Source organism: Pseudomonas alloputida (genome assembly GCF_021283545.2).
Taxonomy (GTDB): domain Bacteria; phylum Pseudomonadota; class Gammaproteobacteria; order Pseudomonadales; family Pseudomonadaceae; genus Aquipseudomonas; species Aquipseudomonas alloputida.
In genome coordinates this window covers 4,648,511-4,663,928 of record NZ_CP128540.1, presented here as the reverse complement: position 1 = coordinate 4,663,928, position 15,418 = coordinate 4,648,511, and the positions used below count along the sequence as shown (strand labels likewise).

The window sequence follows — 15,418 nt, the reverse complement described above, 5'->3', positions numbered from 1 at the left end:
CAAAAGCGAGAAGCGAATTCGGTGATCGGCCGGCACCGCCGATGCATTCGGCGAGGTTCTGCCCGGTCATCTGGATAAGGATATCGCCGGCATGGCTGCCCTCGGCCTGGTGTACCTGGAAGAACGCCGTTGCTCTTGCTCTTGCTCTTGCTTTGGCTTTTGCTTCTAAGCGCGCGGTAGTTCAGGCGACGCAGATTGCGACTTCAGGAGGCCGAGCGCAGGGCTTGCGGAGGGAGGTGACGGGCATGGATGCCCGTCAAGCGCTGGGCCCCAGGATGGGGCCTGCAGCGCGGTCCTCCCGGGAGCAAGCCCGGAGTGAGGGGACCCCGGAGCGTAGCGTAGGGGCCGGATGATGGGAGCCGACGGTTTTGGTTACTTTGGCCACGACCAAAGTAACCCGCCGGAAGGGCGGAAAGGTGAATAGGCGCCTACATCGTGAATGAATGTCTACTTGATGCGAAAGCGCACAACCCAAAAGCCCAAAAGCCCAAAAGCCCAAAGCTTTAGCGCCGGTTCTGATCGGGCGTACAGTCCGTTTGCGATGGCCGCAATGCCTCCACTCGGCCTCCTGAAGTCGCAATCTGCGTTGCCTGAACTACCGCGCACTTAGAAGCACGATCAAAAGCGAAAAGCGCTTAGCGCCGTACCTGCTTGAGGGTTTCGGCAATCAGGAACGCCAACTCCAGCGACTGATCGGCATTCATCCGCGGATCACAATGGGTGTGATACCGGTCAGACAACGCATCCTCGGTGATCGGCCGGGCACCACCGATGCATTCGGTGACGTTCTGCCCAGTCATCTCGATATGGATACCGCCGGCGTGGCTGCCCTCGGCCTGGTGTACCTGGAAGAACTGCTTCACCTCATCCAGAATCTGCGCAAAATCGCGGGTCTTGTAACCGCTGCTGGCCTTGATGGTGTTGCCGTGCATAGGATCGGAACTCCACAGCACCTTGCGCCCCTCGCGCTCGACAGTGCGGATCAGCCCCGGCAAGTGGTCGCCAACCTTGCCCGCGCCCATGCGCACGATCAGGTTCAAACGCCCCGGGTCGTTCGCCGGGTTGAGCGTGTCGATCAGGCGGATCAGCTCTTCGGGGTTCATGCTCGGCCCAACCTTGACCCCAATCGGGTTGTGCACGCCACGCAGAAACTCCACATGGGCCCCATCGAGCTGGCGGGTGCGGTCACCGATCCACAGCATGTGCGCCGAGCAGTCGTAGTAGTCGCCGGTCAGGCTGTCCTGGCGCACGAAGGCTTCTTCATAGTTCAGCAGCAGCGCTTCGTGGGCCGTGAAGAAGCTTGTTTCGCGCAGTTGCGGCGCACTGTCCAGGCCACAGGCACGCATGAACGCCAGGGTTTCATCGATGCGATTGGCCAACTGGTGGTACTTGTCGGCCAGCGCCGAGTTGGCGATGAAGTCCAGGTTCCACTTGTGCACCTGATGCAGGTCGGCAAACCCGCCCTGGGCGAACGCTCGCAGCAAGTTGAGGCTGGCGGTGGCCTGGTGGTAGGCCTGCAGTAGCCGCTCCGGGTCCGGAATGCGGCTTTTGGCGTCGAAACCGATGCCGTTGACGATGTCGCCACGGTAGGCGGGGAGGGTGACGTCGCCGATGGTTTCATCGCCAGATGAGCGCGGTTTGGCGAACTGACCGGCCATACGCCCCACTTTCACCACCGGGCAGCCGGCGGCAAAGGTCATGACAATGGCCATTTGCAGCAACACCTTGAAGGTGTCGCGGATTTTTGCAGCCGAGAACTCGGCGAAGCTCTCGGCGCAATCACCGCCCTGAAGCAGAAAGGCACGGCCTTCGGTGACCTCGGCGAACTGCCGGCGCAGCTCGCGCGCCTCACCCGCGAACACCAGCGGCGGGTAGCTGGCCAGGGTCTGTTCAACCTTCAGCAGGTGCGCGGCATCGGGGTAGGTCGGTTGCTGCTGGATCGGCAGGGCACGCCAGCTGTCGGGGCTCCACGGTTGGTTCATCTTGGGCTCGGTCTTGTCGGTTGTAGGCTATGAGCCATGGTAACAGTTGGCGCTGCGCTTGTTGCATCAAGGGTGTTGGCGGACAATGCGCGTTTTTGCGCAGGTGGGTGGTGGACATGACGGCGGAACGGCAAGAGCGGCTGCTGGCACGGGTGGAAGATGCGTTTGGCGTCATCAGCGTGTACGAAGTAGACGACTACCGCTTTCTGGAATTCGGCGATGCGATCGAGCAAAGCTGCGTGTTCACCGCCGACCCCAGCTGGCTGGAGTACGACTACACCCGCGCCATGCTGGTAGGGGCGCTGTGCCACGAATCGCCGGAGAGCGCACTGTTTCTGGGCCTGGGCGCCGGCACGCTGACCCAGGCCTGCATGAAGTTCCTGCCGCTGGAAGACATCGAGGCCATCGAGCTGCGCCCGGATGTGCCGCGCCTGGCCATGGATTACTTGGGCCTGGACGACGACCCGCGGCTGTATGTGCGCATCGGCGATGCCCTGGAGCTGCTGCCCACGGCAGAGAAGGCCGACCTGCTGTTCGTTGACTTGTACACCGACCATGGTCCGGGGGTTGGGCACCTGGCGTGGAACTTCCTGGAGAACTGCCAGCAGCACCTGAACCCGGGCGGCTGGCTGGTGATCAACCAGTGGGCCACCGATGATGGCAGGCCGCTGGGCGCGGCGTTGCTGCGCGGGTTGTACCACCGGCATTACTGGGAACTGCCTGTGAAGGAGGGCAATGTGATTCTGCTGGTGCCGGCAGACCTGGAGCAGTCGCTGGACCTGGACGGTTTGAGAGCCCGGGCCGAGGCGCTGGCACCGCGTTTGGGGTACAGCCTCGACGGGCTGATCCGCGAGATTCGGCCGGCTACCTGAGTGGCTGACGCGCGCCGACACCGAGCGCGTAAGGCTTCGGGGGATTATCGATTCAGCCTGTCGTGCGCGATGGCCCGATACTGGCCCTGCCTCCATGAAAATTTTCCTCACGTACGCGACTATTTCAGGTATAGTACGCGCCGGTCTTTTAGCGGACCTCAAAATCAGGTGGTGCAAATCCTCCGAGTCCAGCTTCGGCTGCGCGTCCGCTAGGCGGACCTTCCCAAGTTTTCTTTTTCAATCGTTTTCGCAAATCCCCGCCGCCAAAGCTGCCTGGGTGACCTGACGGTCTTTCAAGGCATGTGCAGCTTTGGAGCATGGGTCTTTGCGGATGCACCTAGAGGCAGACCCATGACCCAGGAAACCGGCGGCTTCGCCGCTCTCGATCTTAACCCGAACATTGTTGCTGCCGTTGTGGCTACCGGCTACGAAGAGCCGTCCGCCATTCAGCAACAATCGATCCCGATCATCCTCGCCGGTCACGACATGATCGGCCAGGCGCAGACTGGCACCGGCAAAACCGCTGCCTTCGCCCTGCCGATCCTGAACAAGATCGATGTGAGCAAGCGCGAACCGCAAGCCCTGATCCTGGCGCCAACCCGTGAGTTGGCGCTGCAAGTTGCTACCGCTTTCGAAACCTACGCCAAGCAGATGCCGGGCGTGAACGTTGTCGCCGTCTACGGTGGTGCCCCGATGGGCCCACAGCTGCGTGCGATCCGCAACGGCGCGCAAATCGTCGTGGCCACCCCGGGCCGTCTGTGCGACCACCTGCGTCGTGACGAAAAAGTCTTGTCGACCGTACAGTACCTGGTACTGGACGAAGCCGACGAGATGCTGAAGCTGGGCTTCATGGACGACCTCGAAGTGATCTTCGACGCAATCCCGGCTACCCGTCAGACCGTACTGTTCTCCGCAACCCTGCCGTCGTCGATCCGTTCGATCGCCGAGCGTCACCTGCGTGAACCCAAGCACGTCAAGATCCAGACCAAGACCCAGACCGTTACCGCGATCGAGCAGGCCCACCTGATGGTCCACGCGGACCAGAAGATCCCGGCTGTGCTGCGTCTGCTGGAAGTGGAAGAGTTCGACGCGCTGATCGCCTTCGTGCGTACCAAGCAAGCCACCCTGGACCTGGCCGCCGCGCTGGAAGCCAAAGGCTACAAGGCTGCTGCACTGAACGGCGATATCGCTCAGAACCAGCGTGAGCGCGTGATTGACTCGCTCAAGGATGGCCGCCTGGACATCGTCGTCGCCACCGACGTCGCTGCCCGAGGCCTGGACGTACCGCGCATCACTCACGTGTTCAACGTTGACATGCCGTACGACCCGGAGTCCTACGTACACCGTATCGGCCGTACTGGCCGTGCCGGTCGCGATGGCCGTGCACTGTTGCTGGTTACCCCGCGTGAGCGCCGCATGCTGCAGGTGATCGAGCGTGTTACCGGGCAGAAGGTTGCCGAAGCGCGCCTGCCGAATGCCCAGGCCGTGCTGGATGCCCGCATCAAGAAGCTGACCTCGAGCCTGGCGCCGCTGGTAGCCGAAGCAGAAGCCACCCACGGCGAGCTGTTCGACCGCCTGACCACCGACCTGGGTTGCAGCGCGCGTGCCCTGGCTTCGGCCCTGCTGCGCAAGGCCACCAATGGCCAGGCGCTGGACCTGGCGGCGGTAGAGCGTGAGCAGCCGCTGGTGCCGAGCTTCGCCCCGCGTGGTGAGCGTACCGAGCGCGGTGAGCGTGGCGAGCGTCCTGATCGTGGTGACCGTGAGCGCCGTGCACCGTTGCCGTTGGCCGAAGGCCGCGTGCGTTGCCGTACCGCCTTGGGTGCCCGTGATGGCATCGCTGCCAAGAATCTGCTGGGGGCGATCCTCAACGAAGGTGGCCTGGCGCGTGACGCTATCGGCCGCATCCAGGTGCGCGACAGCTTCAGCTTGGTCGAGCTGCCGGAAGACGGCCTCGAGAAGCTGCTGTCCAAGCTCAAGGACACTCGCGTGGCTGGCAAGCAGCTGAAGCTGCGTCGCTACCGCGAGGATTGATCCTGGCGTAACGAAAAAATCCCCGGCTTAGGTCGGGGATTTTTTTTACCTGTACCGGCCCTTTCGCGGGCTTGCCCGCGAAGAGGCCCTTCAGTCGAACCGATAGATGTCCATCCCCAGCGCGCCCAGGGTAAACCCCTGATGCACCACGCCGAACTTGCTCCCGGCCCCAAGGGCAAAGAACAGCGGCAGCAAATGCTCATCACTGGGATGGTTACGCACCGCAAACGGCGCCTGGTGCCGGTAATCCATCAACGCCGCCTGGTCATCCTCCTGCAGCCGGTCTACCACCCAATCCCTGAACGCCAGCGCCCACGGCTCGATCACATCTGGCCCTGCATGCCAGTCCAGCTCACCCAGGTTGTGGGTAATGCTGCCCGAACCTATTAGCAGTACATCCTCGGCACGCAACCCCGCCAGTGCCTGGCCCACCTTCAGCTGCAGCGCCGGCCCCATGTGACTGGGCAGGGAAACCTGCACCACGGGAATGCGCGCATCCGGGTACATCAGCGACAGCGGCACCCAGGCGCCATGGTCGAATGGGCGTTGCATGTCCAGCCGCGCGGGTAACCCCGCAGCCTTCAACCGCTCACTGACCTGGCCAGCAAGCCCGGGCTCGCCCGGCGCCGGGTACTGCACCGCATACAGGGCTGGTGGGAAGCCGTAGAAGTCATGCCAGGTTTCGGGCTGTGCGCTGCCGGTGACCAGCAGCTCGCGGCTTTCCCAGTGTGCCGACACCACCACGATCGCTTTCGGCCGGGGCAGCGCGTTGGCCAACCCGGACAGTGCCGGCCCGCTGGCGCCGGGTTGCAGGGCAAGCATGGGGGAACCATGGGAAATGAACAGGCTGGGCAGCATGGCGGGGTCCTGAAGGTTAAGATGCAACCATCATCGATTAACTACAGATCGAAATCCAAACCAAGTTTTACCGACAAATCATCTAAAAATCGGGAGTGATCATGGAACCAGCGTTCTGGCAGCAGCGGTGGGCCGACAACCAGATCGGCTTTCACCAAGCGCAGGTGAACCCCTATCTGCAGACGTATTGGCCACAGTTGCAGTTGGCGCCCGGCAGCCGCGTGCTGGTGCCGTTGTGCGGCAAAAGCCTGGACTTGGCCTGGCTGGCAGGGCAGGGCCATCGCGTATTGGGTGTGGAGCTGTCGCGGCGGGCGGTGGAGGATTTTTTCCGTGAGCACGGGCTTGAGGCCGAGGTGCGGCAGCAGGGCGCATTTGAGGTTTGGCGCAGTGGAGATGTGCAGCTGTGGTGTGGCGACTTCTTTGCCTTGCGGGCAGAGGATGTGGCTGACTGCGTAGGGCTGTATGACCGGGCGGCGGTGATTGCGCTGCCGGTGCAGATGCGTGCGCGGTATATGCAGCTGTTGTCGGGTTTGCTGCCGGCGAATTGCCGTGGGTTGGTGGTGACGCTGGAGTATGACCAGTCGTTGTTGGCCGGGCCGCCGTTTTCGGTCAGGGATGAAGAGCTGAGGCAGGGCTTTGCGGGGTGGCAGGTGGAGCAACTGGAGGCTGTGGATGTGATTGAGGACAGCCCGAAGTTTGTGCAGGCCGGGGCGTCGAGTTTGTTGGAGCGGGTGTATCAGGTCAGCCGATAAGCAGGTATGGCAGGCTGACCCGCTCCCACAGAAGGCTGCGTAAGGCCGGGAATAAAAAAAGGGCGACCGAAGTCGCCCTTTGTTTTTATCAGGTGGATCAGCCGCGCTGACGCAGGGCCTCGATGCGGTCTTCCAGCGGTGGGTGGCTCATCAGCAACCCGGCCAGGCCGTGCTTGAGGCCGCCATTGATGCCGAAGGCCTTCATGGTGTCCGGCATGTGCACTGGCAGGCCTTGTTCCACGCGCAGGCGCTGCAGGGCGCCGATCATTGCTGCGGTACCGGCCAGCTGCGCACCGGCTTCGTCGGCGCGGAATTCGCGGCGGCGCGAGAACCACATCACGATCATGCTGGCCAGGATGCCAAGGATCAGCTCGGCAACGATGGTCGCCACATAGTAGGCAATGCCTTGGCCCTCTTCGTTCTTGAAGATGACCTTGTCGACAAAGTTGCCGATGATGCGGGCAAAGAACATCACGAAGGTGTTCACCACGCCCTGCACCAGCGCCAGGGTGACCATGTCGCCGTTGGCAACGTGGCCGATTTCGTGGGCCAGTACCGCGCGCACTTCATCGGGCGAGAAGCGCTCCAGCAGGCCCTGGGACACTGCGACCAGCGCGTCGTTGCGGTTCCAGCCGGTGGCGAAGGCGTTGGCCTCGTAAGCCGGGAAGATACCCACTTCAGGCATTTTGATGCCCGCTTCGCGGGACAGCTCTTCGACCGTTTGCAGCAGCCACTGCTCGTGGCGGGTGCGCGGCTGGCTGATGATCTGGGTGCCGGTGGTCATCTTCGCCATCCACTTGGAGATGAACAGCGAAACGAGGGAGCCGGCAAAGCCGAACACGGCGCAGAACACCAGCAGGCTGCTGAGGTTCAGGTCGACCCCGTTGGCGGCCATGAACCCGTTGAAACCGAACAGGCTCAGGGTAATGCTTGCAACCAGCACCACCGCGAGGTTGGTGGCTACAAACAACAGAATGCGCATCATGGTTGTTACGTTCTCCTGACGGATGAGTTGTCGCTTACTGCGGGGTATATAAGGGGCCTGCCGCGCCGATTCAATCGGGGGACTATTTCAAACTGTGTACGGCGGAGTATGGCAGAGGATGGCGTGGGGGCTGTGGGATAGAGCGTTGCAGGATGTAAGAAACATTCGGCTTGGGGGCTGCGTCAAGGCCGCTGGGTGTTTGCCGCAAGTGGTGTGGTGCCTGTGAGATGAGGGTGTCAGAAATTTTGTGTTCGGGCATAACATGAGTAAGAGGTGCATGTATGCCAACCAAAAAGAAACCCTTGCGTGACCTGCCCAAAATCCCCAAAGAGCTGCTGGAGCAGTTCGGTGAGGGCCTGATGACCGCAGAGGCTATCGAGGATGCCTCTGCGGCGTTCAAGAAGGCCTTGATCGAACGCGCTCTGCACGCCGAACTTGGCCACCACCTGGGTTATCCGCCGGGCGCGCAGCGCCCAGAGGATGAAACCAACCAGCGTAACGGCAAGAGTGGCAAGACGGTTTTGACCGGCGATGGCCCGCTGCGGCTGGAAATTCCTCGTGACCGAGACGGCAGTTTTGCGCCCATTCTCATCCCCAAGCATGAGCGGCGGTACACCGGTTTCGATGACAAGATCATCGCCATGTACGCCCGTGGCATGACGGTCAGAGAGATCCGAGCCTTTCTGTCCGAGCAGTATGGAACAGAGGTCTCACCCGACTTCATCAGCTCTGTGACAGACGAGGTCATGGAAGAAATTGGCGCGTGGCAGCAGCGGCCACTAGAGCCCATGTACCCGGTCATTTTCTTCGATGCACTGCGGGTGAAGATCCGCGAAGAAGGCTTGGTGCGCAACAAGGCCATTTACTTGGCGCTGGGCGTTCTACCCGACGGGACGCGCGATATCTTGGGCATCTGGATCGAGAACACCGAGGGTGCGAAGTTCTGGATGAAGGTCTTTAACGATCTCAAGACACGTGGTGTCGAGGATGTGCTGATTGCCGTGACCGATGGCCTCAAAGGCATGCCAGAGGCTCTCAGCGCCGTGTTTCCAGAGACGACTCTGCAGACGTGCATCGTGCACCTGATCCGCAACAGCCTGGACTTTGCAGCCTGGGACAAGCGGCGGGCACTGGCCAAGGCGCTCAAGCCGATCTACCAGGCCATCAACGCCGAAGCGGCTGAGCAGGCACTCGATGAGTTTGAAAACGGGCCCTGGGGCAAGCAGTATCCAACGGTCGTTGCGGCCTGGAGACGCGCCTGGGATCGAGTGATTCCCTTCTTTGTCTTCCCACCAGCCATCCGGAAAGTGATCTACACCACCAACGCCATCGAGAGTATCAATGCCCAGCTGCGCAAGATCATCAAGACCCGAGGCCATTTCCCGAACGATGACGCAGCTACCAAGCTGATCTGGCTGGGGCTGCGAAACATCACGGCAAACTGGGGCTCAGCGGCGCATGATTGGAAAAGTGCGATGAATCAATTCGCGATTTTGTACGGAGATCGGTTCATCAGGCCGACCTGGTGAAAGTCAGGGCCTGCCTGACGGCAGGCCGTTACCGGCCCGCACACAAAAAATCTGACACTTCCTGTGAGATCGAGCGCCGCGCGGGCGGCGCTCGATCTGCGCCCCACCACCACCCCCGCGTCGAACCTCTCGTAGCCCCCGGCGCCCCCGTCGAACCCTACTGCGAATAACCCTTCAGGAAATTGCCGATCCGGCCAATTGCCGCTTCCAGGTCATCCACCCGCGGCAAGGTCACCACGCGGAAGTGGTCCGGCCACGGCCAGTTGAACGCCGTCCCTTGTACGATCAGCAGCTTCTCCGACAGCAGCAGGTCAAGGGCGAACTTCTCGTCGTTGAGGATCGGGCAAACCTTCGGGTCGATCCGCGGGAACGCATACAGCGCGCCCATCGGTTTCACGCAGCTGACGCCAGGGATGTCGTTGAGCAGTTCGTAGGTGCGGTTGCGCTGCTCCAGCAGGCGGCCCGGCGGCAGCACCAGGTCGTTGATGCTCTGGTAGCCGCCCAGCGCGGTCTGGATGGCATGCTGGGCCGGCACGTTGGCGCACAGGCGCATGTTGGCCAGCATGTCGATGCCTTCGATGTAGCTGTGTGCGTGGTGCTTGGGCCCGGAAATGATCAGCCAGCCAGAGCGGAAGCCCGCCACCCGGTACGACTTGGACAAGCCGTTGAAGGTCAGGCACAGCAGGTCCGGAGCCAGCGAGGCGGTGCTGATGTGCACGGCTTCGTCGTACAGGATCTTGTCGTAGATCTCGTCGGAGAACACCACCAGGTTGTGCTGGCGGGCCAGCTCCAGCATGCCCAGCAGCAGTTCTTTGGAGTAGACGGCGCCGGTCGGGTTGTTCGGGTTGATGATCACCAGCGCCTTGGTGTTCGGGGTGATCTTGGCCTTGATGTCCTCAAGGTCAGGGAACCAGTCGGCCTGCTCGTCGCACAGGTAGTGCACCGGCTTGCCGCCGGCCAGGCTCACGGCGGCAGTCCACAGCGGGTAGTCGGGGGCCGGGATCAGCACTTCGTCGCCGTTGTTGAGCAGCGCCTGCATCGACATGACGATCAGCTCGGACACACCATTACCCAGGTAGATGTCCTCGATGGTGACGCCTTCGATATCTTTCTGCTGGCAGTACTGCATCACCGCCTTGCGGGCACTGAACAGGCCTTTGGAGTCGCTGTAGCCCTGTGCGGTGGGCAGGTTGCGGATCACATCCTGAAGGATTTCATCAGGCGCCTCGAAGCCAAACGGCGCCGGGTTGCCGATGTTCAGCTTGAGGATGCGGTGGCCTTCCTCCTCCAGGCGTTTGGCGTGCTTGAGCACTGGGCCGCGAATGTCGTAGCAGACATTGGCGAGCTTGTTCGATTTGCTGAACTGCATGATGGGATCCCGATTGAGAAAACGCGCTACGCCCCGCCGAAAGGTTTGAAAGGGCAGGAAGCGGGTGCCAGACTGAACGCCTGGCACACGAAGCCAACTAATATACGTGCCACCCGCGCCCCGGAAAAGACGGTGCGGGGTGAAATTCAGCCTGCCGAGGTCCCTACATGAAAAAGATTGAAAAAACCCTGGACGAATGGCGGTCGATGCTCGACCCCGAGCAGTACCAGGTATGCCGCCTCAAGGGCACCGAACGGCCATTCAGTGGCAAGTACAACAGCGAGCGCCGCGACGGCATCTACCACTGCATCTGTTGCGGCCTGCCGCTGTTCGATGCGCAGACCAAGTTCGACGCCGGCTGCGGCTGGCCGAGCTTCTACGCGCCGATCGAGGACAGCGCGATGATCGAGATCCGCGACACATCCCACGGCATGATCCGCACCGAGGTCACCTGCGCCCGTTGCGACGCGCACCTGGGGCATGTGTTCCCTGACGGCCCGCCACCGACCGGCCTGCGCTACTGCATCAACTCGGTGTGCATCGACCTTCGTCCGCGCGACTGACCGGAGCCCGACCATGGCTGCAACGATGCTGAACATCCCCTGCGTGACCCTGGGCGGCGAGCACAAGACGCTCGGCGACTTCCCGGGCAAGGTGCTGTTGGTGGTCAATACCGCCAGCCAGTGCGGTTTTACCCCGCAGTACAAGGGCCTGGAGCAACTGTGGCAGGCCTATCGCGACCGTGGCCTGGTGGTACTGGGCTTTCCGTGCAACCAGTTCGGCAAGCAGGAACCTGGCGATGCGCGGGAAATTGCGCAGTTCTGCGAGCGTAATTTCGGCGTGAGTTTTCCGCTGTTTCGCAAGGTCGAGGTCAACGGCCCGGGCGCTCACCCTCTGTTCGTCGAACTCAAGCAACGCGCCCCGGGTATTTTGGGTAGCCAGAAGATCAAGTGGAACTTCACCAAGTTTCTGGTCGACCCGGCCAGTGGCCAGGTCAAGCGCTATGCCCCACCACCAAGCCACAGGCCCTGGAGGCGGACATCGAGCGTTTGCTCAGCCGCTGAAGGGCACCCAATGGTCGACCAGGGCCAGTAGCTCTTCGCGGCGGAATGGCTTGGCCAGGTAGTCGTTCATGCCCGCCGCCCGGCAGCGTTCGCGTTCTTCGGGCATGGCGTTGGCGGTGAGGGCGACGATGGGCAACTCGGGCCAGCGGCCGCTTTGGCGGATACGCCGGCTGGCCTCGTAGCCGTCCATCACCGGCATGTTGCAGTCCATCAGCACCAGGTCGAATTCCTCGCGCGCCAGCAGCTCAAGGGCCTCCGCGCCCTGGGTGGCCAGTTGCACCTGGCAGCCGAGCTTGGCCAGCATGCCCTTGGCCACCAACTGGTTCACCGGGTTGTCCTCTACCAGCAGTATCCTCGCACGGCCTTGCTCCTGGGTAATGGCCGGGATGGCCAGCGGGTGTTCGGGCTCATGGCCTTGCAAGGTGCGGCGCAGGGTCTGGTACAGGGCGTTGCGTGCCAATGGTCGGGCCAGCTGGTGCAGCGGGGCCAAGGCCAGGGACTGCTCGTTGGGCAGGAAGTTGCCGTAGGCGGTCACCAGCAGAATCGGGGTTTTCAATGCCGGGCGCAGTTCGAACAGGTGCTCGACGTCGTCGGTGATCAACAGGTCGATCACTGCGGCAACCAGCGTGGCGCAACTGTCATGGCGCTGGTAGGTCAGGCCCCAGGCGGGCAGCAAGTGCTGCAACAGTTCATTGAGCCCGCTGCCGGCTGCGCTCAGTGCGGCCACGCGGCCATGCAAGGGCGCTGGCGGGATGGCTTCGGTGTGCACGGTCAGCGGCAATTCGGCGGTAAAACAGCTGCCAAAGCCCGGCTCGGAGCGAATGTGCAGGTGGCCCTGCATGGCCTTGCACAGGTTACGCGTCAAAGCCAGGCCCAGGCCGGTGCCACCGTACTGGCGGGTGATGCCGGCACCGGCCTGGGTGAAGGGCTGGAAGATGCGCGCCTGGGCGTCTTCGGGGATGCCGATGCCGGTATCCCGTACCTCCAGACGCACACCACCGACAATGGCCGCCAAGCGCACGTCGACGCGGCCGAAGCGGGTGAACTTCAGCGCGTTGGACAGCAGGTTGCTGACGATCTGCCGCACACGCGTGGGGTCGCCGAGCACGCTGCTGGGGAAGTCGCTGGCGATCAGGCAGGTCAGCTCCACACTTTGCGCGGTGTTCTGCGACAGCAGGTTGGCGGTGTCTTCCACCATCGAGCCCATGTCGAACGCAATGCGTTCCAGCTCTAGCTGGCCGGCATCGAACTTGGACAAGTCAAGAATATCGTTCAGCAGCTCTACCAGCACCTTGCCCGAGTCATGGGCGATAGCCAGTTGCTGGCGTTGCTCGCTGGGCAGCGTGTTGTCCAGCGCCAGGGCGATCATGCCGAGCATGCCGTTGAGCGGGGTGCGGATTTCGTGGCTCATGTTGGCCAGGAAGGCGGCGCGCGCCTGGGCCATGTCCAGCGCTCGGCTGCGGGCTTGTTCCAGCTCCTGGTTGGACAGGCTCAGGCTGCTGTTGCTGGCCTTGAGCTCGTTGGTGCGCGCCGACACGATGTCTTCCAGCTCGTTCAGGTACTGGGTCAGGCGGTTTTCCGCGGTGCGCCGCTGTTCGATCTCGGTGGCCATGCTGACGAACTGCTGGTTGGCGACCTTCACCAGCACGCCGATTTCGTCATGCTCGTGTCCATGTGGGCATTCCAGGCGCGTTTGCCGGGGTTTGCGCGGGTCGCTGCCGCTGAGTGCGCCGATCACCGTCACCAGCGGTTTGGTCAGCATCATGTAGAACAGCGCCAGCAGAAGGCCGGTGAGCACCAGGCTGCGGGCAAAACCATTGAGCAGGGTGATGCCGGCACGGTCGAGAAAGCGGCTGCCGAAGGCGAAGGTGTCGATGTCCAGGTACAGGGTGCCCAGGTATTGCTCTGGCATGTGGGTCAGGTACAGGCGCTCCTTGAACTGGCGTTGCTCGCCGAACAGGAAGTCGCTCAGTGGCCGATAGCGGTCCTGCAGTTTTGGCCGCTCGACATCGGCCAGTACCGTTTCGTTGTTGTCGATCAGCCGTGCGCGGATGACGGCCGGCGACTGCAGCAGGCCGCGGGTCAGCTCCAGCGCCAGTTCCGAGTCGATGTTGTAGGCGATGCGCGAGGCCGGGTTGTGGCTGATTTGCAGCAACGCGTTCACTTCACGGTTGATGGACGCGTCTTCGCTGGCATAATCGATGCCGATCTGGATGAGACTGAGCAATGTTCCCAGGATGAAGCCGACCAGGACTGTCAACCGGGCTTGCTTGTATGACAGGCGATTGGTGAACTTGATATCCATGAGTCCCGAGCCGGTTTCCCGTTCCTTGCGCTGCGCAAGCATAGCCGAATAGCCCCGGCTGCTGGTGGGTCTGTCTGTTCATTTCAGTTGATCGCCAAGCGGGGGCCGCTTGGCGCCCCTCCGCGGGCTTGCCCGTTCCCACAGGTACAGCTTAGCCCCAGGCTGAACGCAAGCCCTGTGGGAGCGGGCAAGCCCGCGGAGGGGCGCGCAGCGGCCCCCAAAAAACTGAGATTGTTAGGAGTCGTCATGGACGCTCGCTTGATCGCTTTTCTGGACCGCGCCGAATCGGTACTGGCGCGCCTTGAACCCCTGTTGCCGGCACAACGCCCGCACATCGACTGGGGCACCACACTGGCCGCGCGCTGGCAGCGTGATGGCCGCAGCGGCTACCTGCTGCCGCTGGACGTCAGCCTGGATATCCGCCTGACCGACCTGATCGGCGTCGACAAACAGCGCGACCAGCTGGGCCGCAATACCCATCAGTTCATCAACGGCCTGCCGGCCAACCACGCGCTGCTGTGGGGCTCGCGCGGTACTGGCAAGTCGTCGCTGGTCCGTGCCTTGCTGGCCGAGCACGCCAGCGCCGGCCTGCGCTTGATCGAAATCGAACGTGACCACCTGGCCGACCTGCCACGGGTGGTCGAGCAGCTGCAAAAGCTGCCGCAACGCTTCATCCTGTTCTGCGACGACCTGTCGTTCGAAGCCGGGGAGGGCGACTACCGGGTGCTCAAGAGCGTGCTCGACGGCTCGCTGGAGCAGGCCCCGGACAATGTGCTGCTGTACGCCACCTCCAACCGCCGCCACCTGGTGCCCGAGAAGGAAAGCGACAACGAGAACTGGAAGCGTGTCGACGGCGAGCTGCACCCCAGCGAAGCGGTGGAGGACAAGATTGCCCTGTCTGACCGTTTTGGCCTGTGGCTGTCGTTCTACCCGTTCACCCAGGACCATTTCCTGAACGTTGTCGAGCACTGGATTGGCCAGTTGGCGCAACCTGCTGGCCTTGTGTGGCAACGCACCGAAGCACTCGACATCCTCGCCGTGCGCTGGGCCACCGGCCGCGGCAACCGTAATGGCCGTTGTGCCTATCAGTTCGCCCGCTACTGGGTCGGGCTGCAATTGCTGGAGCAAAAGTAAATGATCGACCTCAATGCCAGTGGCGCCGGCCTCGACGGCTATAACCTGCTGGCGGCGCAAGTGCAGGCGCTGTTCGCCGACGAGCGTGACTTCATCGCCAACGCCGCGCAGTTTTCCGCGTTTCTGTATAACCAGGTGGACGACCTGAACTGGGCGGGGTTCTACCTCAACCGCAACGAAGAGCTGGTGCTGGGCCCGTTCCAGGGGCAGGTGGCGTGCGTGCGCATTCCGTTCAGTAAAGGTGTGTGCGGGGCTGCGGCGGCAACGCGGCAGACCCAGCGGGTTGAGGATGTACATGCATTCCCTGGCCACATTGCCTGTGACAGTGCCTCCAACAGCGAGCTGGTGATCCCGTTGGTGAAGGACGGCAGGTTGATTGGCGTGCTGGACCTGGACAGCCCGACGGTCGGGCGGTTCAGCGAGGCGGACCAGGTGGGGCTGGAGCGGTTGGCGGCGATCTTTCTGGCGTTGACTGACTGCTGATCAATGTTGCCTGAGTCGGCCTCTTCGCTTGTAGGAGCGGGTTTACCCGCGAAG

Annotated in this window: 12 protein-coding genes and 2 pseudogenes; 8 read left to right on the top strand and 6 right to left on the bottom strand. The window is 62.5% G+C overall.

Going from position 1 to position 15,418, the window contains the following annotated elements:
- Positions 1 to 17: 17 nt before the first annotated feature.
- Both LU682_RS21545 and LU682_RS21540 read right to left on the bottom strand, forming a co-directional pair.
- Positions 18 to 124 (bottom strand): annotated as a pseudogene (locus LU682_RS21545) (3-deoxy-7-phosphoheptulonate synthase); the annotation flags it as partial.
- 511 nt (positions 125 to 635) lie between these two features.
- Positions 636 to 1,982 carry a class II 3-deoxy-7-phosphoheptulonate synthase gene (locus tag LU682_RS21540; protein WP_010952895.1) on the bottom strand — a complete coding sequence of 449 codons (1,347 nt, stop codon included), beginning with the start codon at positions 1,980 to 1,982 and terminating at the stop codon, positions 636 to 638.
- A 116-nt stretch (positions 1,983 to 2,098) separates the two neighbouring features.
- On the opposite strand from LU682_RS21540, the gene LU682_RS21535 reads away from it, so the two are divergent.
- Positions 2,099 to 2,854, top strand: a complete 756-nt coding sequence (locus LU682_RS21535) for a spermidine synthase (protein ID WP_010952896.1) — start codon at positions 2,099 to 2,101, stop codon at positions 2,852 to 2,854.
- A 351-nt stretch (positions 2,855 to 3,205) separates the two neighbouring features.
- Positions 3,206 to 4,885, top strand: a complete 1,680-nt coding sequence (locus LU682_RS21530; protein WP_003247096.1) for a DEAD/DEAH box helicase — start codon at positions 3,206 to 3,208, stop codon at positions 4,883 to 4,885.
- A gap of 90 nt (positions 4,886 to 4,975) precedes the next feature.
- Here the strand turns inward: LU682_RS21530 and LU682_RS21525 are convergent, their stop codons facing one another.
- Positions 4,976 to 5,743, bottom strand: a complete 768-nt coding sequence (locus LU682_RS21525; protein WP_049586920.1) for a DODA-type extradiol aromatic ring-opening family dioxygenase — start codon at positions 5,741 to 5,743, stop codon at positions 4,976 to 4,978.
- Positions 5,744 to 5,844: 101 nt separating this feature from the next.
- Here LU682_RS21525 and LU682_RS21520 point away from each other — a divergent pair, with 101 nt between their 5' ends.
- Positions 5,845 to 6,495: a thiopurine S-methyltransferase gene (locus LU682_RS21520; protein ID WP_010952898.1), complete on the top strand. Its 651-nt coding sequence runs from the start codon at positions 5,845 to 5,847 to the stop codon at positions 6,493 to 6,495.
- Between the two features lie 97 nt (positions 6,496 to 6,592).
- Here LU682_RS21520 and htpX read toward each other — a convergent pair whose 3' ends face one another.
- Complete coding sequence (gene htpX / locus LU682_RS21515; protein ID WP_010952899.1) at positions 6,593 to 7,480, bottom strand: protease HtpX; 888 nt, start codon at positions 7,478 to 7,480, stop codon at positions 6,593 to 6,595.
- Positions 7,481 to 7,761: 281 nt separating this feature from the next.
- Here htpX and LU682_RS21510 point away from each other — a divergent pair, with 281 nt between their 5' ends.
- The gene (locus tag LU682_RS21510) at positions 7,762 to 9,009 is read left to right on the top strand and encodes an IS256 family transposase (RefSeq protein WP_060489951.1); all 1,248 of its coding nucleotides are present in this window, start codon (positions 7,762 to 7,764) and stop codon (positions 9,007 to 9,009) included.
- Between the two features lie 157 nt (positions 9,010 to 9,166).
- Here LU682_RS21510 and LU682_RS21505 read toward each other — a convergent pair whose 3' ends face one another.
- Positions 9,167 to 10,378, bottom strand: coding sequence for a pyridoxal phosphate-dependent aminotransferase (locus LU682_RS21505; RefSeq protein WP_010952900.1), 1,212 nt, complete (start codon positions 10,376 to 10,378; stop codon positions 9,167 to 9,169).
- 167 nt (positions 10,379 to 10,545) lie between these two features.
- On the opposite strand from LU682_RS21505, the gene msrB reads away from it, so the two are divergent.
- Positions 10,546 to 10,941: a peptide-methionine (R)-S-oxide reductase MsrB gene (gene msrB, locus LU682_RS21500; protein ID WP_010952901.1), complete on the top strand. Its 396-nt coding sequence runs from the start codon at positions 10,546 to 10,548 to the stop codon at positions 10,939 to 10,941.
- Between the two features lie 13 nt (positions 10,942 to 10,954).
- A pseudogene (locus tag LU682_RS21495) lies at positions 10,955 to 11,442 on the top strand (glutathione peroxidase).
- Here the strand turns inward: LU682_RS21495 and LU682_RS21490 are convergent.
- Positions 11,432 to 13,789 (bottom strand): hybrid sensor histidine kinase/response regulator, encoded by a 2,358-nt coding sequence (locus tag LU682_RS21490; protein WP_232857644.1) that lies wholly within the window; start codon positions 13,787 to 13,789, stop codon positions 11,432 to 11,434. The pseudogene LU682_RS21495 and the gene LU682_RS21490 sit on opposite strands and share 11 nt — an antisense overlap.
- 204 nt (positions 13,790 to 13,993) lie before the next feature.
- On the opposite strand from LU682_RS21490, the gene LU682_RS21485 reads away from it, so the two are divergent.
- Together LU682_RS21485 and LU682_RS21480 are read left to right on the top strand one after the other, a co-directional pair.
- Positions 13,994 to 14,881 (top strand): ATP-binding protein, encoded by an 888-nt coding sequence (locus LU682_RS21485; protein WP_003247104.1) that lies wholly within the window; start codon positions 13,994 to 13,996, stop codon positions 14,879 to 14,881.
- Positions 14,882 to 15,364 carry a GAF domain-containing protein gene (locus tag LU682_RS21480; protein WP_003247105.1) on the top strand — a complete coding sequence of 161 codons (483 nt, stop codon included), beginning with the start codon at positions 14,882 to 14,884 and terminating at the stop codon, positions 15,362 to 15,364.
- Positions 15,365 to 15,418: the final 54 nt, after the last annotated feature.